This window comes from Microcoleus sp. bin38.metabat.b11b12b14.051, from assembly GCF_013299165.1.
GTDB lineage: Bacteria > Cyanobacteriota > Cyanobacteriia > Cyanobacteriales > Microcoleaceae > Microcoleus.
Map to the genome: position 1 here is coordinate 196,066 of NZ_JAAFKD010000005.1, position 21,128 is coordinate 217,193.

At 46.0% G+C, this 21,128-nt stretch carries 13 protein-coding genes, 1 tRNA gene and 1 pseudogene; 8 read left to right on the forward strand and 7 right to left on the reverse strand.

What is annotated here, in order from left to right:
- Nucleotides 1-12: 12 nt before the first annotated feature.
- The 3 genes and pseudogenes from QZW47_RS08275 to QZW47_RS08285 all read right to left on the reverse strand — a co-directional run bounded on the left by QZW47_RS08275 (nucleotide 13) and on the right by QZW47_RS08285 (nucleotide 3,727).
- Nucleotides 13-495 carry a GNAT family N-acetyltransferase gene (locus tag QZW47_RS08275; protein ID WP_293125964.1) on the reverse strand — a complete coding sequence of 161 codons (483 nt, stop codon included), beginning with the start codon at nucleotides 493-495 and terminating at the stop codon, nucleotides 13-15.
- Between the two features lie 226 nt (nucleotides 496-721).
- Nucleotides 722-1,299 (reverse strand): annotated as a pseudogene (gene miaE / locus QZW47_RS08280) (tRNA isopentenyl-2-thiomethyl-A-37 hydroxylase MiaE).
- Between the two features lie 247 nt (nucleotides 1,300-1,546).
- Nucleotides 1,547-3,727, reverse strand: coding sequence for a tetratricopeptide repeat protein (locus tag QZW47_RS08285; RefSeq protein ID WP_293125966.1), 2,181 nt, complete (start codon nucleotides 3,725-3,727; stop codon nucleotides 1,547-1,549).
- A 99-nt stretch (nucleotides 3,728-3,826) separates the two neighbouring features.
- Between QZW47_RS08285 and QZW47_RS08290 the strand changes: the two genes are divergently transcribed.
- Complete coding sequence (locus QZW47_RS08290; RefSeq protein WP_293126145.1) at nucleotides 3,827-4,492, forward strand: glycosyl hydrolase 108 family protein; 666 nt, start codon at nucleotides 3,827-3,829, stop codon at nucleotides 4,490-4,492.
- A 1,013-nt stretch (nucleotides 4,493-5,505) separates the two neighbouring features.
- Complete coding sequence (locus tag QZW47_RS08295) at nucleotides 5,506-6,642, forward strand: serine/threonine-protein kinase (RefSeq protein ID WP_293125968.1); 1,137 nt, start codon at nucleotides 5,506-5,508, stop codon at nucleotides 6,640-6,642.
- A 146-nt stretch (nucleotides 6,643-6,788) separates the two neighbouring features.
- Here the strand turns inward: QZW47_RS08295 and QZW47_RS08300 are convergent, their stop codons facing one another.
- On the reverse strand, nucleotides 6,789-7,118 hold the full coding sequence (locus tag QZW47_RS08300; protein ID WP_293125970.1) for a hypothetical protein: 330 nt from the start codon (nucleotides 7,116-7,118) through the stop codon (nucleotides 6,789-6,791).
- Between the two features lie 875 nt (nucleotides 7,119-7,993).
- On the opposite strand from QZW47_RS08300, the gene QZW47_RS08305 reads away from it, so the two are divergent.
- The 5 genes from QZW47_RS08305 to QZW47_RS08325 all read left to right on the forward strand — a co-directional run bounded on the left by QZW47_RS08305 (nucleotide 7,994) and on the right by QZW47_RS08325 (nucleotide 18,573).
- Nucleotides 7,994-11,071, forward strand: a complete 3,078-nt coding sequence (locus QZW47_RS08305; RefSeq protein WP_293125972.1) for a PAS domain S-box protein — start codon at nucleotides 7,994-7,996, stop codon at nucleotides 11,069-11,071.
- A 903-nt stretch (nucleotides 11,072-11,974) separates the two neighbouring features.
- Nucleotides 11,975-13,246: an FAD-dependent hydroxylase gene (locus QZW47_RS08310; protein ID WP_293125974.1), complete on the forward strand. Its 1,272-nt coding sequence runs from the start codon at nucleotides 11,975-11,977 to the stop codon at nucleotides 13,244-13,246.
- Between the two features lie 272 nt (nucleotides 13,247-13,518).
- Nucleotides 13,519-13,983, forward strand: coding sequence for a hypothetical protein (locus tag QZW47_RS08315; protein WP_293125975.1), 465 nt, complete (start codon nucleotides 13,519-13,521; stop codon nucleotides 13,981-13,983).
- Complete coding sequence (locus tag QZW47_RS08320) at nucleotides 13,980-14,642, forward strand: hypothetical protein (RefSeq protein ID WP_293125977.1); 663 nt, start codon at nucleotides 13,980-13,982, stop codon at nucleotides 14,640-14,642. The genes QZW47_RS08315 and QZW47_RS08320 overlap by 4 nt, the downstream gene beginning before the upstream one ends.
- Nucleotides 14,643-15,093: 451 nt before the next feature.
- Entirely contained in the window at nucleotides 15,094-18,573 is a 3,480-nt protein-coding gene (locus tag QZW47_RS08325; RefSeq protein ID WP_293125979.1) for a CHAT domain-containing protein, read from the forward strand.
- On the opposite strand, the gene QZW47_RS08330 is transcribed toward QZW47_RS08325, so the two are convergent.
- The 3 genes from QZW47_RS08330 to QZW47_RS08340 form a co-directional block, all read right to left on the reverse strand.
- Nucleotides 18,570-18,950: a hypothetical protein gene (locus QZW47_RS08330; protein WP_293125981.1), complete on the reverse strand. Its 381-nt coding sequence runs from the start codon at nucleotides 18,948-18,950 to the stop codon at nucleotides 18,570-18,572. The two genes, QZW47_RS08325 and QZW47_RS08330, sit on opposite strands and share 4 nt — an antisense overlap.
- Nucleotides 18,951-19,203: 253 nt before the next feature.
- Nucleotides 19,204-19,365, reverse strand: coding sequence for a hypothetical protein (locus QZW47_RS08335; RefSeq protein ID WP_293125983.1), 162 nt, complete (start codon nucleotides 19,363-19,365; stop codon nucleotides 19,204-19,206).
- Nucleotides 19,333-19,416: transfer RNA gene (locus QZW47_RS08340), tRNA-Leu, on the reverse strand. Before QZW47_RS08340 ends, QZW47_RS08335 begins: the two co-directional genes overlap by 33 nt.
- A gap of 230 nt (nucleotides 19,417-19,646) precedes the next feature.
- Here QZW47_RS08340 and accC point away from each other — a divergent pair.
- Nucleotides 19,647-20,999: an acetyl-CoA carboxylase biotin carboxylase subunit gene (accC, locus tag QZW47_RS08345; protein WP_293125985.1), complete on the forward strand. Its 1,353-nt coding sequence runs from the start codon at nucleotides 19,647-19,649 to the stop codon at nucleotides 20,997-20,999.
- The last annotated feature ends 129 nt before the right edge of the window (nucleotides 21,000-21,128 follow it).

Here is a 21,128-nt window from a genome sequence, read left to right on the forward strand (position 1 = left end):
TAGACTTTGCTGCTAACCTAAAGATTTTACATAAACGCGATCGCACCTTGGCGTTTCCACACCCGTTGTCGGTAGATATCCGCTAGTTTCGTACATTTGAACAGCTTCCTTCAGAATGCTAGCAGTTTCGATCCAGATTTCATCAAAGCCGCGAGCGATAATTTTAGTTTCCAATTCTCGCAGTAAAAATTTACCCAAACCTTTGCCCCTGATTGCGGGTAAAATATACATTTTGCGAATTTCCACAGCATTATTTCCGCGCTCAATCGGATAGTAACCCGCCGTACCCACTATTTTTCCTTGGCGTTCAACTACCCAAAATTCCCCACCCTTGGTATGATAAAACAGTTCCACATCATAGACATCTCGATCGGCTCCGTAAGGTTCGCATTGCAAGCCGTACTCTGCTAAAATATCCCGAATTAAATGGAACGCATCAGCCCGATCGCGCGTTTCCCAAGAACGAATTAAAAAATCGAGATGTTGGGTTTTCATTAGTTGTTACAACTTATATTTATTTGGGTATTTTGGTAACAGTAAATTTAGCAGAAACAATTGGTTGACAGCGAATCCCTGTAAGCGAGAAATTAAAATCAGACTATTGATTGCTCTAATTCTCTTGCTTCCAAGTAGAGGTCGCTCTCCGAAACCAACTGCTTTCGGAGTCAACTGTCAACTGAATGATGTTTCCTGTTTGAGAGTCGGGAAATGCACCGAAATTTTAGCTGTGAATTCTCGGTTGGGGATAAAGAGTTGCCAGCAACTCGCTTTCTACCAATGATAATTGCTCGAGTCGCTCAATCACAAGAGGGCGATCGAAATAAGTTGTAGCCAAAATCCAATAAACCCCGTAATGGCGCGCTTCCGCAGCCATCAAACTGCGATAAAACTTAGCTAGTTCCGCGTCTGGACAATACTCGCCCAACAGCCCCAGCCGTTCGTGACTCCGCGCTTCAATCAAACCAGAAACCAACAAACAATCCAAAAGTCTCTCCGGTTCCTGCTTGCGAATCTGGACAAACCGGCACCGTAGGGAGGCGCCACCAAAGAGCCCAACGCGATCCCGCGCTGTTCCAACCGCTGGTTGACTTGCTCGAAATGCTCTAATTCTTCGCGGGCGATGGCGGTTAGCATCCTCACCAATTTTTCCCGCGCTGGGTAGCGAAACATTAAATTTAACGCTACTCCCGCCGCTTTCCGCTCGCAGTGAGAGTGATCTAATAAGATTGTATCTAAATGGGCGATCGCCTGTTCGATCCAAGCATCCGAAGTCGGCTGTTTCAAAAACTTAATAGTCATTAGTCAGTTGTCAGTTGTCAGTTGTCAGTTGTCAGTTGTCATTGTAGGGTGCGTCAGGCGAAAATATTAGCAATACAATCCAATATGTAATCCTGACGCACCCCACGGTTTTAACTGTTCCCTCCGATCGAACAGCAGTCATTGTAGGGTGCGTCAGGCGAAAATATTAGCAATAGGAGCGAATCTGCAATCCTGACGCACCCTACGGTTTTAACTACTACGCTTTTAACTACGGTTTTAACCGCCATCAAATCATTTTACACAGTTTTTCAAGTTCCCCATACATATCACCCGCAAACTTTTTCGGATTCCACAGCGGCGACAAATTCGCTGCTTCCTTAGACTTCACCAAATGTGATTGGATGGCGCGTCTCAATTCGCTATCTTTACCAAATCTTACACCCAAATCCACATATTCAGCCCAAGACCAAGCCGCACCAGTATCAATCCCCAAAGCCTGCAAAAACGAGTAACCCATTCTCGACAAAAACTGCTCTCCGGTGCGAGTCACCACAGGCAAATTAAACCACAAAGCCTCTAAAGTATGAGTACCTCCATTGTAAGGATAAGAATCTAACAAAACATCTGCCAGCAAATAGACAATTCTGTGTTCTTCCTCCGTAGCAAACCTCGGCAAAAACTTAATTCGGTGGCGGCTGACTCCCTCAGCTTCGCAAGCTTGGTGATACGCCGCCTCAAACACCGCAGCATCGCCCAAAGCTTTGTGAATCAAGATACTGTTCGGTACTTGTTTGAGAATCGCAATTTGTGCTTTTACTAACTCAGAATTAAATTTTCTTCCGGGAGCGACGCACAGGTAAACAATCTGATCCAAACCGATCCGATTTGACTTTCTCAACGCCACCGGATCGACTCCATACCTCTGAAATCCTGACACCGCTACAAAGGAATCCGGCATCCTAATTAGCTGCTCCTCATAATATTTTTCCCTACCTGCGGGGTGCGAGTGCCAGTCTGTCAAAAAATAATTTTTGGACGATATGTAAGGTGCATCAAATCCCAGCCAAGAAACACAAACAGGCGCAGGTTTGTGGTAGAGAATGTCTGCGTGAACTGGTACGCTGAGAGAATCTAAATCGACTAAAACATCTATTTCGTCTTGCTGAATTTGGTTGATAATTTCGGTTGCATTGGCAAGCCCGTTCGGGTAGGTTTTTGGGAAAGTCAGTTTGCCTAAGTTGTCAAATACCTGAGTGCGATCGTCTGGAATGATTTTTTCGGAAGCGTACAAATACAAATTGGGTGCGATCTCGGACAATTCGCGAATGATGTCAGCGCTGCACCAGCCTACAGAATGGCGGCTGAAGTGATTGGACAAAAAGCCGATTTTTAACTGAGTGGCTGGGGCTTTTGGTTGGCAAGTGTAATTAGCCGGTTGAGTAGAATTAGGTTTTATACATTGGTCGGTGTACTTTTTGGCAATTAATCTGTAAAGTTTAGAGTTGGCTGCCAAGTCATCTCGTAAATAGGGCGTGCTGAATAATAAATTTGCATAAAGCGATTTAATTTCTACCGAGCTAGTGGTCTCTAAATTGTCCTGCAAGTACGACTCTAACTGTAAAAAACGATCGGCAGCAATTTGATTCAATCCCGAGACTTGATAGGTGCTGATGAAGTAAATCGCCGTCATGATCGGATCGGTTTCGGCACACATTTGGCTGTATTTGTGTACGGCTTGCCGCGCGGCGGCTAAATCGCTAGTATCTCTGAGAATGCCGCACAAATGTTGGTGGGCCCAAATAAAATCTGGTTTGATTTCTAGGGCTTTTTGGAGGTTTGGTATGGCTTCTTTAACTTTGCCCTGGTGGCGCAAAATTATGCCTATTTGACAGTAGGCTTCGGGTAAATCGGGTTTAAAGGCGATCGCCCGCTGCCATGCAGCCACCGCCTCATCTAACCTTCCCTGCCGCGCTAATCGATCGCCTAAATTTATGTGAAAATCAACCTGAGCCAAATGCGGATTGAGTGCGAGAGCTTTTTGCTCGTATGCGGAGGCTGCATCCGACTCTCCTTGCTGCTTCAGCGCCCCTGCCAAATTCCAGTAAGCAGCAGCCAAAGTTGGTTTGAGTTCGATCGCCTTTTGGTAATTGACAATCGCCTCCACGAAATGCCCTTGTTTGTAGAGCATACTGCCTAAATTAGCATAAGCCTCAGCAAAATCGGGATTGAGGGCGATCGCCTCCGAATAAAACCGCATCGCTTCCTCAATTTGCCCGCTTGCTTGCTGCACGTTACCCATTGTCACGTAAGCCGCCGCCCAATCCGGTTGCAATTCCAGAGCTCGCCGACAAGCAGCGACGGCTGCTGGTAAATCGCCTTGGGAGTAATACATTTCTGCAACGACAGTCAGCGATGCAGCATCTTCTAATTCGGGTGTTTCTGATTGGTTGCTAAAATCGGAATTCATTTGGCGGCCTATCTGTGCTATCAAGTTAAAGGTTGAATCTAGATTATTTTGCAGAGTAGCAGTTTTAGCGGAACTACGGGCGATCGTCACAGAGAATTTATGAGCGACAAGCAAGCTTCAAGGCGCCAACACCACATCAAGTGGAAACCAAACCTTCTGCTGGGGATACTCTTGTTAGCCTTAGCAATCCCCTTACCGTTTGCTCAAAAGAGTTTCGCACAAAAGCAGACAGCCGACTTTCGGCAGCGAGTATTTCAAACAGCGCTTTATTTCACCTTATATTTTGAGGGTGGATTCAGCAATCACCCAGCAGATAAGGGCGGGAGAACTTATCGGGGCATCTTGCAAACAGAATACAACGCCTACCGCTACAGTCGCGGGCTGCCACCCCTCGACGTGACGCAGATGTCCGAAGCAGAGCTCCTGGAAATTTATAAATATTACTGGGATTCGAGCCTTTCGGGGACTATGCAGCCGGCTTTGGCGATCGTCATGTTTGACACTGCGGTTAATTTCGGTATTAACAACTCTATTACATTTTTGCAGCAAGCTTTAGGATTACCGCAAACCGGAATTTTTGACGCGCGCACCAGAGAAGCACTGAAGGCAGCTAACAACAAAAATACGGCGCTGCAAATGATTAACGAACGAATAATTTACCGCTACAAACGGGTGCAAGAAGATCCGAGTCAAATGGCTTTTTTCCGAGGTTGGCTGAGTCGCGATTACAGTTTGTGGGGCTACGTCAACAAGATTAGAAATTAACCATTTTGTTTATACTCAGAATGCTGTAATTGTCATTGCTCACTTGCGCGCACAGCAAGAGATATCTTGCAAAAGTCTTTTAGATCAATCAAATTTAGGAACGGGCTCTCCGGCCCGTTCCTAACTATTTTTGCAAGAGCTATAATCTCAAAATTTGCGATCGCTGCTATAGCAATCCTAAATCATTATCCAGTCCGTTCATCAGTGTAATTCTTGTAGGGGCAACCCCCCGTGGTTGCCCTCTTTAGACGCTGGGGGTAGGCACGGGGGCGCTACCCCTACAAATATGTACAAATCATTTAGGATCGCTCCTAGTGATTAGACTTGAATTGCCTCACTCCTTTTCATCAAATTTTAGGACGCTGCTCAGAGCAACGTCCCACAATAAAAAAAACTTTTTGTGGGATGGGCATCTTGCCCGTCCCAGCTATTTTTGCAACTTAAGTCTATTATCCGTTTGTTTTTAGTGAGAATGCTGTAATAGTCTTGTTCTAGACGCACAGATATCTAGAAACCGGGTTTTTTAACCTAAATATTTGCCCAAAACCTTCAATCTCAATAAAAAACCCGGTTTCTGGACGCGGGCGGGTAAATCCTGTTGTCATTGCTCGCTTGCGGGCGCAGCAATCCCATAGCCGGCGACACTCCAAGCGATCGCTCCTGCCCCAATACGCTTGGGTTAGAATTGTCCGAAGAGAGGAACGAAGCAATCTCCGTGTCTATTTTCACATCGGTTTTACTCTCTTGATGGGCTGATCCCAAGCGTATTAGCTCCTGCAAATTTAATATTTATTCCCAACGACTACTTAAAATCAGTGAATTTGCACTCATTTCTCAAAGTTTTGCCAAATAAATCAAGTTCATAAAAGTCATAACTTTAGTTTCATAAAAGTCATATTTATCAAGATATATTTCAACTGTTGACAAAAACACTAAATTTCAAGTAAACCGTATATAACACACAAATAAAAATAAAAAGTCTAGCTGCACAATTAACTTAACCGATGAAACCTATGACCGTAGAAGAAGCAATCCTGGTTTTGGATAATCTGGTATGCGAACAAACAGAAAAACGCCTAAAGCCGTTGCAAAAGGCGATAATTCAAGGCGTTGTAGAAGGTTTGACGTACCAAGAAATTAAGGAAAACTATCCGATCGCCCGCGGCTATTCAGTGGGCTATCTGGGGCGGTATGTCGGCTACAACTTGTGGAAAGACCTTACCAAGGTACTGAAGCAAGCAGGAATTATTGAACCAGAAGAAAGAGTAGTCGGAGCAAATCTTTGGGACTGCATGATGAGAACTGTACAAAAAGATCCAAAACCCCCTGCTAAATCAGTCGATCCGATATTGGAAAAGCTGCTGCGGATGCGTTACCGAATCCGAGAACACTTGGTGAGCACCGAGTACAGCGATACGTATTTGGCTGAAGATGAAAATTTGCCCGATCGACCTTTGTGCCTCGTCAAGCGCCTGAAAAGCCAGTCAGAGAAAACCAGCAAGCTATTCGATATCGAAACGCGAGTGTTATCTCGACTGGGCAAACACGATCGCATACCGGAATTGTTAGCTCGTTTTGAAGAAGACGGATATTTTTATTTGGTCTATCAATTCATCGAAGGACAACCACTGTATCAAGAACTCATCGAAGGTCAACCCTGGGAAGAAGAGCGAGTTATTGGTTTGTTGAAAGATATCTTAGAAGTGCTGGTCTTCGTTCACAAACAAAATGTAATTCACCGCGACTTGCACCCGCAAAACTTAATCAAGCGCGCCTCCGACGGCAAGATTGTATTAATTGACTTTGGCGCAGTTAAAGAAATCAACACCTCGCAAAATAGCAATGGTCAAACCAAATCGCGCGGCGGCACTCAGCAAGAATACATTCCTCCCGAACAAGCCATCGGTGCGCCGAAATTTTGCAGCGACATCTATGCTGTCGGAATCATCGGGATTCAAGCCTTGACAGGAATGCGTCCGAAACAACTCAAAGTCGATAATTTGGGCAATCTTATTTGGCAAAAAAATGCAACTGTTACCCCACAGTTTGCTAGCATTTTAGACCAGATGGTGCTCTACGCTTTCCCCCAGCGTTACCCGTCAGCAACCGAAACTTGGGAAGCACTTCAACAGTTGACAGTTGACAGTTGACAGTTGACAGTTGTTAGTTGGTAGGGGCGGTGCCCCTGTGCCCGCCCTCAGTTGACAGAAGAGCCCTCCGAGCGACTTGTCCCGAGCGAAGTCGAGGGAAGTCGAAGAGTTGACAGAAGAGCCCGAAGAGGGAAGTCGAAGAGTTGTCAGTCGTCCTTAATGAAAGAACGAAAGCTAAGATTATTGATGTGAGATTTGATACCAAATCTGGCTTTTATACTGCTTCTTGATTCGGCTTTCGCGGACGAAAGTTTGTGTACGATTGGTTTCAAGGGCCGAGTCCGATCTTTTGTGAGGTTAGCACAGCCCTGGGAGTCGATCGCACAATCCTCGATCGTTATGCCTCGAAGGACTGAGTACAAACACTCTGCCCCGAAAATAAATCGGGCGATCGCGCTTTTGGTGCGATCGCCCGAACAACGAATAAGCAGGGCTTGCTGAATCAAAGCATAAGGCAGGCTAGGCAAGGGTTTCAATAATTTTTGACCGAATAACTGCAAGTTATAGCATCAGCAAGGCCCAAAACCCTTGCACGCTGAGTGCGAACTCCCCCGGTAAATTTGGGAATTGGGCGACGCACCTACTATTTTTCAAGCTGTGCGGCCTCCCTGATTCGCTCTGTATACTTTTTCAGGGAGCCCTAAGTAACAAAAAACAATCTAAAATCCGAAAGAAAAAAGAATTTTTTGTTTTAAGTAATAATCAATCCAAATTATTGAACTCTGACGAATGCCTTATAGATCAAAGTCTGTTACTTTTAGTTGACAGTCTATCTCAAGTTAGATAAGATCGCTAGTATTATGTGCTATCTACACAGTTTTAACAATATCTTAAGCAGCTTTTGTATAGCTGGCAACAATATAAGCAGAGTGTTTATTGTTACCTTCAACACCTAGAAACCCACATAATTTGAGGGAGCGAGAAATTGGAAGTTTTTGAACGAACACAACAAGTGCAGCCACCCTCAACCCCAATTATTGCGCTCCAGTCTTTTTCTAAAAAAGCTGGAATTGCCGTAATCGCGATCGGCTGTACAGTCATTTTAGATTGGATCTTCGATCGGCAACTCTTAAAGAACGTTCTGCCCGGACTCATTAGCATGAAAGCCAATACAGCTATCTGCTTTATTTTAGGCGGATGTTCTCTCTTGCTCCAACAACGCAGGCGAGCAAAATTAACCACAATTAAACATCTAAAAATCGATTGTTTTTTAAATTTTGCCAGCTCATTGTTAATAGTATTAATTAGCATTATAACCTTATTTAAATATAGCTTTGATTTAGATTTAGGCATCGACCAACTACTATTCAAAGATAGTTCGAGCTTCACAAGCTCCTGGGCACCGGGACCCATGGCACCGAATACTCTTGCTGCTTTTTTATTGCTGGGTTCTGCCTTGTTGCTGCTGTCAGTACGTCGCCCTAAATACCTGCGGGTTCAAATCTTAAGCTGCTCAGCATTTTTAATTGCTTTTCTAGGGTTTATAGGCTACATCTACGGCAAAGCTTTGTTCTACAAAATTGACCCTCATATAGGAATGGCTTTGCACACGTCTGTAGCATTGATGTTGCTGAGCCTCGGCATTTTATTCGCCAATCCAGAGCGAGGATTGATAGCAGTAATTGCGAGCGATCGCACGGGCGGCATCATGGCAAGGCGCTTGTTACCGCAGGCAATAATTATCCCGCCCATAGCCGGTTATTTTATCATGTCGGGAGAGCGGTTGCAAGTCTACTCGCCGGAAGTAGGAATATCGCTGCTAAGCGTATTGAACGTGATTATTTTTACTGTTCTAATTTGGCAGAATGCGAAAACTCTCTGCACGGCAGACCGGAGGCGCTATCGAGCCAAAATGGGGCTAATTAAAGCTAAATCAGACTTAGAAACTCAAGTCGATCAACGGACTCTCCAACTCCAACTCGTTAACGAGCAATTGCAGCAGCAAATTCTCGATTCTAAAGTAACAGAGCAAGCGCTTCAAAAAAACTACAACCTCTTGCTCACAGTCATCAACAGTACGCCTACAGCCCTATTTGTCAAAGATATTCAGGGCTGCTACATGATGCTCAACGCTGCGGGAGCTAGCATCATTGGCAAGTCTTTTGACGAAATTATCGGCAGAGATGACAGCGAGTTATTTCCGCCGGAAATTGCGGCTAATATTACCAAAACCGATCGCCAGATCCTGACAGCGGGAAAAACGCAAGTGATGGAAGAAGAACTGCCTGTTCAAGGAAAATTGCGGACATTTCTTTCAACTAAAAATGCTTACCGAGACGGGCAAGGAAACATCAGCGGTATAGTTAGCATTGCGCGGGATATTTCCGATCGCAAACAAGCCGAAGTCGCCAACAGAAGTCTGGCAGCAATTCTCGAAGCAACGCCCGACTTTGTAGGTATCTGCGACCTCGATGGACACGCTGTTTACATGAACAAAGCAGGTAGAACAATGGTCGGTATCGACGAAAACGAAGATATATCGCACAGACAAGTTGGAGAATTCGCAGCACCATCAGCCCGCAGTACATTGCAGCAGGCGATCGCCACCGCTATTTCTGAAGGCGTTTGGAGCGGAGAAACAGCCTTTGTGTCAGCCTCGGGAGTCGAAATTCCCGTCAGCCAAGTCATCATCTCCCACCAAGCACCCGACGGCCAACTCGCATACATTTCTACGATCGCCCGCGACATCAGCGATCGCAAACGAACAGAGCAAGCACTGCAACTGTCTCAAGCTCGTTTCGCGGGCATTCTAGAAATTGCCGACGACGCGATTATTTCGGTAGATGCCAACCAAAAAATTATCATGTTCAACCAAGGTGCAGAAAGCATTTTTGGGTGGACTGCCGCCGAGGCGATCGGGCAATCCCTGAACCTGCTGTTGCCAGAAGCTTTTGCCACCTCTGACAGCCACCTCGTCACCAATTTCGGCGGCGGCGTTAAACAAGCCCGAAAAATGGGCAACCGCAAAGAAATTTTCGCCCGCCGCCGAGACGGTACGGAATTTCCCGCCGAAGCTTCTATTTCCCAACTCGAAGTGGCAGGCGAAATCATCTTCACAGCAATTTTGCGCGACGTGACAGCCAGCCGGCAAGCCGAAGCCTCTGTACGTCTGAGCGAGGAAAGATACCGATCGCTGGCGATCGCCACCGCACAGATGGTGTGGACAACAAACGCTAGCGGAGTTCCCGACGAGCCTCTGCCCGATTGGATAGCTTATACGGGCATGAGCTTTGAAGAGACGAGGGACAACTGGACAGAAGCAGTACATCCAGAAGACCGCGATCGCACCATACAAGCTTGGACGCGCGCCGTAGAAACTAAAAGTCTCTACGAAGTCGAACACCGCTTGCGGGCCGCAGACGGCAGCTACCGATACTTCTGGGTGCGGGGCGTCCCCATTGTGGCAGCCGACGGCAGCGTTCGCGAGTGGGTGGGCGCTCACACCGATATTAGCGATCGAGTGCAAGTTTTGGCAGCGCTGCGAGAATCAGCCACCCAATATCGCCAGCAAGCAGCCCAGCTCGAAAAAGCTTTCCGCGACTTGCACGAAACTCAAACTCAACTAATCCAAACCGAAAAAATCTCTTCACTCGGGCAGCTAGTCGCCGGAGTCGCCCACGAAATCAATAACCCGATTAACTTCATCTACGGTAACATCACCCACGCCAGTCAATACGCCAAAGAATTGCTCGAATTGCTCCACCTTTACCAGGAAAAATACCCAAATCCCGTCCCGGAAATTGCTTTATCAGCCGAAGACATAGAAATTGATTACTTAATGGAAGACTTTCCGAAGATTTTGGAATCAATGAAAGTAGGAGCCGATCGCATCCGCGACTTAGTTGTCTCCTTGCGCAACTTTTCCCGACTCGACGAATCGCAGATGAAGCGAGTAGACATTCACGAAGGAATCGAAAGCACTCTGGTAATTTTGCAGCACAAGCTCAAAGCTAATGCCGTTCGTCCGGCGATCGAGATTATCAAAGACTACGGCAGCTTCGGCAAAGTCGAGTGCTATGCAGGTCAGCTCAATCAAGTATTTATGAATTTGTTAGCAAATGCGATCGACGCCCTCGAAGAATACAATACCAAGCGTTCTCCCCAAGAAATATATGCTAGCCCCAACACAATTAAGATTAGCACCAGTGCGACTTCAGACACAGTAACTATTCGGATTGCCGACAACGGAATGGGAATCAATCAAGAGGTCATCCGCAAGTTATTCGACCCATTTTTTACTACTAAACCTGTCGGAAAAGGCACTGGTTTAGGACTGTCAATCAGCTATAAAATTATAGTTGAAAAACACCGAGGCAAATTGCATTGTGTTTCTGCACCATGGAAAGGTGCAGAGTTTGTTATCGAGATTCCGATTTCCCAGAATCTATCAGCAGCGGCGACGGAAAACGTCAAGGAAATGGTCAGTTGACAGTTGACTGTTGACTGTTGACTGTTGACAGTTGACAGTTGACAGTTGTCATTTGTCATTTGTCATTAGTTTCTGAGATTCACGCATGGGGCGAGAAACCCGGTTTCTATGAATTTTGGGTTGAGTATCTGTAGGGTGTGTCGCCATCGACAATCTCTAAAAAAGAGCGAAAATCTAATAGCGACGCACCTTACACATTAGATGAACGAGACAAGCCCAACAATTCTCTCGTAGCAAGCTTTTGTCTAAATGGTATTATTAGTTATGAATTTTTCAACATCGCGCATGGGGCGAGAAACCCGGTTTCTACGAGTTTTGGGTTGAGTGACGAGAAATATCGAAAGAAACCGGGTTTCTGAGATTCACGCATGGGGCGAGAAACCCGGTTTCTACGAGTTTTGGGTTGAGTGACGAGAAATATCGGAAGAAACCGGGTTTCTGAGGATCACGCCTGGGGCGAGAAACCCGGTTTCTACGAGTTTTGGGTTGAGTGACGAGAAATATCGGAAGAAACCGGGTTTCTGAGGATCACGCCTGGGGCGAGAAACCCGGTTTCTACGAGTTTTGGGTTGAGTGACGAGAAATATCGGAAGAAACCGGGTTTCTGAGGATCACGCCTGGGGCGAGAAACCCGGTTTCTACGAGTTTTGGGTTGAGTGACGAGAAATATCGCAAGAAACCGGGTTTCTGAGGTACTTCTTCAGTCCGCGGAGGCGGACTTCGTTTGTGTGCCCGTAAACTCCGCGGTTTCAACCGCCGTCTTATCTTGGAGTACCGCGGTTTCAACCGCCGTCTGCATCTCTCCCCGTCTCCTCAACTTCGTCGATCGATCGCCCAAAATCGAAATAATTCTTTACAATACAAGAGTAAATATGATTATTCACTTAAATAAATCCCTTGAAAATGCCTGTAAACCAACTTTCTGCAACCACAGCCTCCACCCAAACGCAGGAATTCGACTTTGACATAGCGATCGTCGGAGGCGGCATAGTCGGCGCCACCTTAGCCTGCGCCCTCAAAGATTCAGGATTAAAAATCGCCATCATTGAAACCCAACTCCCCGCAGCAGCAGCAGCCAAAAAACAAGCCTATGCAATTACCCTACTATCGGGAATGATCTTAGAAGGCATCGGCGTATGGGAGCAAATTCTGCCACAAATCACCACCTTCGAGCAAATTAGCCTCTGCGACGGCGACTATCCCGGTGTTGTCGAATTCCACCGCCCCGATTTAGGAAATACTGGGAAATTACCCGTACCAAAAACAGCTTTAGGTTACGTTGGCGAGCACCGAGTCATGCTGTCAGCTTTGCAAGAATCCTTAGCAAAAAACTCTAATTTTAGTTGGGTTTGTCCTGCGGAAGTAGTCGAAGTAAAATATTTAACTAATTGCGCCGAAATTCAAATCAAAGAAGAGGGCGAAACTCGCACAATTCGCACTAAATTATTAGTCGCCGCCGACGGTTCGCGATCGCGCATCCGCAGCGAAGCCAACATCAGCACTCGCGGCTGGAAATACTGGCAATCCTGCATTGCTATCACTGTTAAAGCCGAAAAGCTGCACAACGATATTGCTTTTGAGCGCTTTTGGCCAAGCGGCCCGATGGGAGTCTTACCATTACCGGGAAACCGCTGTCAAGTAGTTTGGACTGCGCCCCACGCGGAAGCAAAAGCTTTGCAGTCAATGGACGAGAAAGAGTTTTTAGCTTTGTTGGAACAGCGCACTGGCGGGCTGTTAGGGCGTTTGGAATTGGAGAGCGATCGCTTTTTATTCCCGGTACAGTTAATGCAGAGCGATCGCTACGTACTGCCCAGATTAGCACTCATTGGCGACGCCGCCCACTGCTGTCATCCCGTCGGCGGACAGGGCTTAAATATGGGAATTCGTGACGCTGGGGCGATCGGCCAAATCTTGCAACAAGCCCACCAAAAAGGCGAAGACATCGGCGATTTGCGAGTATTAAAACGGTATCACAACTGGCGCAAAAATGAGAATTTAGTTGTGTTAGGATTTACCGATTTTCTAGACAGATTATTTTCCAATACTTGGCTACCAATAGTCACATTTCGCCGCTTCGGATTGTGGTGTTTGCGGACAATTCCCCCAGTGAGGTTTTTAGCCTTGCGCTTGATGACTGGCTTAATGGGCCGCCCGCCGGAATTAGCTCAAAACTAGGTTCGTAGTGAGGACTTCAGTCCTTCATCGGCCGGATACCTACGCACCATCTAAGAAACCGGGTTTTTGCGATTTTTATCGATAGTAAGGAAGTATCTCAAAAAACCCGGTTTCTGGCCACCCGCGCACCATCTAAGAAACCGGGTTTTTACGATTTTTGCCGACAGTAACGACTGTCGCAAAAACCCGGTTTCTGGCCACCCACCCATCAAAATCAAAAGCCGTTGTTTTTTCGTTGGGTTTACGTTAGGATATAGTAAAGAGGTGAAACTATGCAGATTACAAATAAAAAATTTAGGTTGCGAAGCGGTGCAAATTGGACATCGTTTGAGAAGTTTCGTTTGCAGGGCGCAGAAGCACTCAGTTCGATCGCCAATGGTGCGATCGCTACCCTCCAGACAAAAACAGGACAGTACCGCATTATTGAGGAACGTGACTTTCAAGCAATGTATGGACTAGCCCGTGATGTCGATCGGCTAAGGGGAGGATTGCGTGTGGTCATCTTGGCTGTGCGTGCCGCACAAAAACACCCCGATCCAGAGAATCTTAATCTACTTGCTGAAGCAGTTGCTATGCTGGGAGATTTGCCTGAACTTCCTACCCGCAATAGCTTCGATGGATTAGTTCCAGAGAATTTCGACTTGGATGAGGATGATGAAGTAATGCTCGATCCTGATGAAATTGAGCGTCCTTTGCAATCTGAAAGTGCGATCGACAATAGGATAGATCGATCATGATGGCTGTAGCAAATAATGAGCCTAACAATCTGGAAACTCTTGAAAATCAGCTACGCGAACTTTCTCACGACGATCGAGTTCTCACAATTATTCAGGACTTTGCCGATCGACTTGGTAAGACAAAAGACCGTCAGAAAGTTTTCGGAGCAGAGGGAGCGCTGGTGCGTCAGCCAATTGAGTATCGGGATATGTTAGCAAGAGGTCTGATTCGGGATGATGAAGATGCCTTCGCCCTTTTGCAGGGAGATATTGTTAGTAGTGACGCTGGCTACTTTTTGGGAGAACGTATTACTAACATGAAGTTTGCTATTGCAAGCTCAACCTGTGACCTTGTTCTGGGCCGCCGCGATTATGCCTCACTGCTGCGATTGCAACCAATTTTTTCTGACAATCCTCAAGCAAAGCAACTCCTCGGTGAAATGCTAAAGTTTAAATCCACTAAGCGAATGTATCTTCCACCATTACCAGGGGACTCTCGCAATGTAGTGGGTAATGCTGTAGTATTTGATGGGGTTATACAGATACGCCTTGATGATTTGCTGTTAGCAACACGGCACGCCAGCCTAAGTCTTGTCGGGTGGAGGATATTTGGTTCTCTTGTTCGGACAATTATGGTACGAGCAGGCGCTAGTGAAACAGAAATGCGATCGAAAGCCTAACAGCCAAATAGAGTATTTACAGTATATAAACTAAGAAAGATATTGACAATTTGCAATATTTTGTCATCTCTTAGTCCCTCTATGCTAGGGCTTTGTTTGTGTAGCTGCGGTTTCAACCGCCGAGTGATAACGGGGGTACGATACCCGGATTTGGTATCAGAAGTAGAGCAAGTTAAGGAAAAAGTCGGTAATGTAACAACTGGATAGTGACTTGTCAAGTTCTAGCCACCCGCGCACCATCTAAGAAACCGGGTTTTTGCGATTTTTATCGACAGTAACGAAGTCTCTCAAAAAAACCCGGTTTCTGGCCACCCACGCACCATCTAAGAAACCGGGTTTTTACGATTTTTACCGACAGTAACGAAGTCTCTCAAAAAAACCCGGTTTCTGGCCACCTAACCCATCTAAATCATGATAAAATAAATTCCGGTGTTATTCACAACTCCCCACAATGGACGAAACTCGCGCCCAAGCCTACCTGCAACTAATTCATACAGTCCTCACTTGCCCCAACGGTGATGAAGCACAGATTTTACAGGATAACTCAGAATTACTTGATCGGGAATTTATGCAAGCTTGCGAGTCAGTAGCCGGAACCTTGACACAGCAAGGGCAGGACAATCAAGCTAATTTATTGCGAAATCTGGCCCGTCAGGTAGGACAATTCTTGGGGATGAACGATGGGGGAGATAGCGATAACTCTGAAGGTGAAAATCCCCAAGAGTATGCAAATTTTATCCTAGAATTATTGCAAGCAGAACAAGATAGTAACAGCGATATTAAAGTAATTTACCCCATGCTGGCCGGGCGGCAACATCTCCTCAATGACCGTTTTGCCGAGATTTTACAGCAAGTGGCACAGAATTTAATTGCCGAACATCCCGAAGCAATTGAGTTAATTGTCGCCCTTATTGGAAATTTGAGTATTAATATTTATGAATTTCCCCGTGGCAATAGAGCGAATAATCTTGAAATTGCCATTACTGGCTATCAAATAGTTTTAAATAATCGGCAACCGGGAAGCGAAAAATACGCTCAAACTCAAAATAGACTAGCTGTTGCCTACAGTAACAGAATCAAAGGCTTGCGGACGGACAATCTGGAACTGGCGATCGGCATTTATGAGGCAGCTTTAACAGTCTATACTCTTGAGGATTTTTCTGAAGATTGGGCAATGACTCAAAATAACCTAGCTCTTGCCTACTGGGAAAGAATCAGCGGTTTGCGGGCCCAAAATCTGGAACGGGCGATCACACTTTATGACGCTGCTTTAAAAGTCTTTACCCGTGAGGATTTCCCTAAACAATGGGCAACGACTCAAAATAACCTAGCTCTTGCCTACAGTAACAGAATCAACGGTTCTCGGCTCCAAAATCTGGAACGGGCGATCGCATTTTATCAGGCAGCTTTAACAGTTTATACCCTTGAGGATTTCCCTAAAAAATGGGCAATGACTCAAAATAACCTAGGAGAAACCTACAGAAACAGAATCAACGGTTCGCGGGCGGAAAATTTGGAACTGGCGATCGGCTTTTTTGAGGGTGCTTTAACAGTTCGTGCATTTGAGGATTTCCCTGAAGATTGGGCAGATACTAAAAATAATTTAGCTATGACCTACAGCAACAGAATCAACGGTTCGCAGGCGAATAATCTGGAACGAGCGATCGTGCTTTATGAGGAAGCTTTAACAGTTTATACTCTTGAGGATTTCCCTGAAAAATGGGCAGGGACTCAAAATAACCTAGCTGATGCCTATAGTAACAAAATCAACGGTTCGCGGGCAGATAATCTGGAACTGGCTATCGCATCTTATCACAATGCTTTAACAGTTCGCACTGTTGAAAATTTCCCTGAAAAATGGGCAATGACTCAAAATAACCTAGCTAATGCCTACTTATGCAGAATCAACGGTTCGCAAGCCCAAAATCTGGAACGGGCCATCGCATTTTATCAGGCAGCTTTAACAGTTTATACTCTTGAAGATTTCCCTGAAAAATGGGCAGGAACTCAAAATAACCTAGCGATTGCCTACACTAACAGAATCAACGGTTTGCGGACGGATAATCTGGAACTGGCGATCGCATCTTATCACAATGCTTTAACTATCAGCACTCGTGAGGCTTTCCCGCAAAATCATGCAGAAACTTTATCTAATTTAGGTAATCTTTATCGAAGCAACCAGCAATGGCAACTAGCCTATGATACCTACGCCCCAGCCATTGCAACAGTAGAATTTTTACGGGGTGAGATTAAATCTGGGGATGAAACCAAACAAAAATTAGCCGAAGAATGGAATAAACTCTATCTGGGAATGGTGGAAGTTTGCATAGAACTCGAACACTACACCGAAGCGATAGAATACGTCGAACGTAGCAAAGCCCGCAACCTTGTAGAACTCTTTGCCAACCGTGAAATCAAACCTAAAGGCAATATCCCCGAAACTGTTCTCAACGAACTGTCGCGCCTCAGTCGAGAAATTGAGGCCGAACAGCGACGACTGGAAATCGAACAGATAAACCGTAACAGTAATGGTGGCACAATATTGGGAGAACGCAGCCTCCAAATCGACAGCCTAACCACTAGGCGCGATTTTACTCATCTCACCAAACTGCGTAAACAACTCGATGAATTGATTGCAGATGAAATTACACCAATCGATCGTGGTTTTAGCCTAACCCAAAAAGTTGAACTCATCCTCTACAAGGACATTCAAACTTTGACAGGTGAAAACACCGCTATTCTTGAGTGGTACATCACAGGCGACAAATTTTTTACTTTCATCATCACCCAGCAAACCCCAACACCAATAATCTGGCAATCTTCAACAGAAGACTTTGAAGCCTTAGTAAATTGGGATAACGAGTATCGAAAAGACTACAAAGAGAGTAAACCACCAGATAGAAAACCCCAATGGAAGCAAAAACTAGCCTCCCGCCTCCAAAATCTAGCTGAGATTTTGCATCTTGATCAGATTTTAAAGAATATTCCGAAACCGTGCGATCGACTGATTTTAATTCCCCATCGCTTCCTGCATCTTTTACCCCTTCATGCGTTGCCAATCTCCCACGAAAGGGATTTTGAAAGCGGATACACCGATGAAATCGATTCTTCTATCACTGTATCCCTGTCCCAATCGGAATCGTGCCTTCTCGACTTATTCCCTGGTGGAGTCAGCTATGCCCCCAGTTGCCAACTACTGCAACAGGCGAAACAGCGACAACGCCCTCATTTCTCTCACCTATTTGCTATTGCCAATCCTACCAAAGACCGCTACTTACTTGAACTGCAAGCCGCTAACATCCGTGACAAATTCAAATCTAATGATTTCTTGGCAAGAGATGATGCTAATAAGAACGCAATTCTAAACGCGAAACTCAGCTTTGCCAACTGCGCCCATTTCGGCTGTCACGGCAAGTTCGAGCCTGATTCGCCTTTGGAATCATCTCTGGTATTCGCAAATAAAGAACGTTTGACACTGTTGAAAATCTTGAATCTTGACCTAAATCAATGTCGTCTTGTCACCCTCTCTGCCTGCGAAACTGGATTGACAAAATCCAAAACTAGCGATGAATATATTGGCTTACCTTTTGGCTTTCTCTTGGCTGGTAGCCCTAGTATAGTTAGTACCCTTTGGGAGGTAGATCAACTCGCCAGCACTTTATTACTGATGCGGTTCTATGACAACCTAGAAACTCTATCAACGGTTACTGCTCTCAATGAGGCACAACAATGGCTGCGGAATCTGACCTCAGAGGGGCTTGAAGCATTATTAGAATGCCTAAAACCGCAAATCGATCGAACATTTGAACTGTTGCCCAAAAAAGACCGCACACGCTTTGTTAATGCTCCTCTGGATGGTGCACTGAACCGCAAGCCGTTTCCTTTTACTGAACCTCATTACTGGGCTGGCTTCACTGCGATCGGTGTTTAGCAATCCAGACAAAAATTGTCCAAATTTTTCGTGCTTATGTAAATAAGTACCAGTGTTAATGGTACTCCTGGGTAAACGCCAGCAGTTATTAGCGAACCCAATGCAACGGCAAAACCTTGACTCAATACGTCTTTAAAGGCTTGCGTACAAATATGAGGACGCAATTTATCGGCTGATTTTTCTAACCAGCTAGGCTCATTCGGGTCTTCGTCACCTAGAACATCGTCTAATTCTCCTGACTCAATTGCTAAGGTTTCGGCTGCATATTCTAAATCGCCTTCACACTCTTCAAGTACATCAAGAGCTTTTAGAGCATCGGGATATTCTTGTAATTGGGAGCGATACTGCTCAATTTCTGCTTGGGTAACGGTAATCATTGGGATAATGGCGATCGATTAAATGAGTAATTCTTATTTTGCCATAATTATTATACTTCTTTTGTGTAGAAACTCAGTGATTGGAAACTGCGGCTACACACACGAAGAAACTTCATCCCTTCTTTAGTGGCATTATAGTTAGTTGCATCTGCGGTGGAATCTTCGGGGGGCTTGCTTTGCTGACTGCGCGTAAACTGTTCAAACCATCATCTAATCGCACAAGTTTACCTAGTTCCGAAAATCAACCTCCCTCTTAATTATCCGATCGACTGACTATTCTTTGACTAAAATCATCAAATTCTCCGCCCATCTCGCCAATCTCACGCCGCCCAATAAAAAAGCTGCCAACAGTCAAAACTGTCAGCAGCCTTTTTACATTCAATGCGGATGGCGAGACTCGAACTCGCAAGGACATAATGCCACACGCACCTCAAGCGTGCGCGTATACCAATTCCGCCACATCCGCTTTTTCTGACAATCTCCGGGATTTTTTGCGTTACGAGTTAAAGATTCACAGGTTGAGGTTCTTGCAAATTTAACTTGTGACTAGCCCTTTGAGACCACCGATTTAAAACCATAGCACAACTATCACCAAAATGTAAAATAAATTTTTGTAAACAATTTCTGAAAAACGATTATCCAGAACATACCGAAAGGCATTATTGTACAGAATATTGAGTGAATTAAGCAGCGAAGATGGGGTTCTCGAAAATTTTAATCGCTAATCGGGGGGAAATCGCCCTCCGCATACTACGCACCTGCGAGGAAATGGGGATTGCCACGGTCGCCGTTCACTCCACCGTAGACAAACAAGCCCTGCACGTCCAGTTGGCTGACGAAGCCGTTTGCATCGGCCCCCCCACCAGCAGCAAAAGCTATTTAAACATCCCCAACATTATCTCGGCAGCCCTGACGCGCAACGCCGCCGCGATTCACCCCGGTTACGGCTTCCTTGCCGAAAACGCCCGATTTGCCGAAATCTGCGCTGACCATCAAATTACTTTCATCGGCCCGTCTCCGGCAGCCATGCGGGCGATGGGCGACAAATCGACCGCCAAAGAAACGATGCAGCGGGTGAAAGTCCCGACAGTTCCCGGTAGTGGCGGATTGGTGGCAGACGAACATGAGGCTTTGTCGATCGCCCGCGACATCGGCTATCCTGTGATGGTCAAAGCCACCGCCGGCGGAGGAGGCCGCGGCATGAGGCTAGTGAGAGAAGCATCCGAACTCCCCAAACTCTTTCATGCAGCCCAAGGCGAAGCCGATGCAGCCTTCGGGAACCCCGGAGTTTACCTCGAAAAATTTATCGAAAAGCCCCGCCACATCGAAATCCAAATCCTCGCCGACAACTACGGTAATGTCATTCACCTCGGCGAGAGAGACTGTTCGATTCAGCGCCGACACCAAAAACTCCTGGAAGAAGCGCCGAGTCCCGCCCTCACCCAGAAACTCCGAGATCAAATGGGTCACGCCGCCGTCGCCGCAGCCAAAGCCATCAACTACACTGGTGCTGGTACTGTCGAATTTTTGCTTGACAAATCGGGCAAGTTCTACTTCATGGAAATGAACACCCGGATTCAAGTGGAACATCCCGTGACGGAGATGATTACAGGCATGGATTTGATAGCCGAACAAATTCGCATCGCCCAAGGCGAAAAACTGCAAATCAAGCAAAACCAAGTGATTCTCAGCGGCCACGCCATTGAGTGCCGGATCAATGCTGAAGATCCCGATCGCAATTTCCGACCCCACCCCGGCAGAATCAGCGGTTATTTGCCTCCGGGCGGCCCCGGCGTGCGGATGGACTCTCACGTTTACACCGATTACGAAATACCCGCTTACTACGATTCTTTAATCGGTAAAGTAATTGTCTGGGGGCGCGATCGACCTACAGCCATCCGCAGGATGAAACGGGCATTGCGCGAATGCGCCATCACCGGCGTCCCCACCACCCTCAGCTTCCACCAAAAAATCCTCGATTCCCCCGAGTTTCTCAGCGGCGAAGTTTACACGAATTTTGTCGAACAGTTCATGAACCAAAATAGTTAGTAGTCAGTTGTCAGTTGTCAGTTGTCATTAGTCAATAGTCATTAGTCAATAGTTTAGTCCAGGACGCACGGGTGTCCAGAAACCGGGTTTTTTCACGAAAAGACGTGTTTGAGCCAGCAGATTTGGCAA

What these genes read in the sequence shown, in the direction of transcription:
- QZW47_RS08275 (WP_293125964.1), bottom strand. Translation starts at nt 495, where the DNA reads ATGAAAACCCAACATCTCGATTTTTTAATTCGTTCTTGGGAAACGCGC.
- QZW47_RS08285 (WP_293125966.1), bottom strand. Translation starts at nt 3,727, where the DNA reads ATGAATTCCGATTTTAGCAACCAATCAGAAACACCCGAATTAGAAGAT.
- QZW47_RS08290 (WP_293126145.1), top strand. Translation starts at nt 3,827, where the DNA reads ATGAGCGACAAGCAAGCTTCAAGGCGCCAACACCACATCAAGTGGAAA.
- QZW47_RS08295 (WP_293125968.1), top strand. Translation starts at nt 5,506, where the DNA reads ATGACCGTAGAAGAAGCAATCCTGGTTTTGGATAATCTGGTATGCGAA.
- QZW47_RS08305 (WP_293125972.1), top strand. Translation starts at nt 7,994, where the DNA reads ATGGCACCGAATACTCTTGCTGCTTTTTTATTGCTGGGTTCTGCCTTG.
- QZW47_RS08310 (WP_293125974.1), top strand. Translation starts at nt 11,975, where the DNA reads ATGCCTGTAAACCAACTTTCTGCAACCACAGCCTCCACCCAAACGCAG.
- QZW47_RS08315 (WP_293125975.1), top strand. Translation starts at nt 13,519, where the DNA reads ATGCAGATTACAAATAAAAAATTTAGGTTGCGAAGCGGTGCAAATTGG.
- QZW47_RS08320 (WP_293125977.1), top strand. Translation starts at nt 13,980, where the DNA reads ATGATGGCTGTAGCAAATAATGAGCCTAACAATCTGGAAACTCTTGAA.
- QZW47_RS08325 (WP_293125979.1), top strand. Translation starts at nt 15,094, where the DNA reads ATGGACGAAACTCGCGCCCAAGCCTACCTGCAACTAATTCATACAGTC.
- QZW47_RS08330 (WP_293125981.1), bottom strand. Translation starts at nt 18,950, where the DNA reads ATGATTACCGTTACCCAAGCAGAAATTGAGCAGTATCGCTCCCAATTA.
- QZW47_RS08335 (WP_293125983.1), bottom strand. Translation starts at nt 19,365, where the DNA reads ATGTCCTTGCGAGTTCGAGTCTCGCCATCCGCATTGAATGTAAAAAGG.
- accC (WP_293125985.1), top strand. Translation starts at nt 19,647, where the DNA reads ATGGGGTTCTCGAAAATTTTAATCGCTAATCGGGGGGAAATCGCCCTC.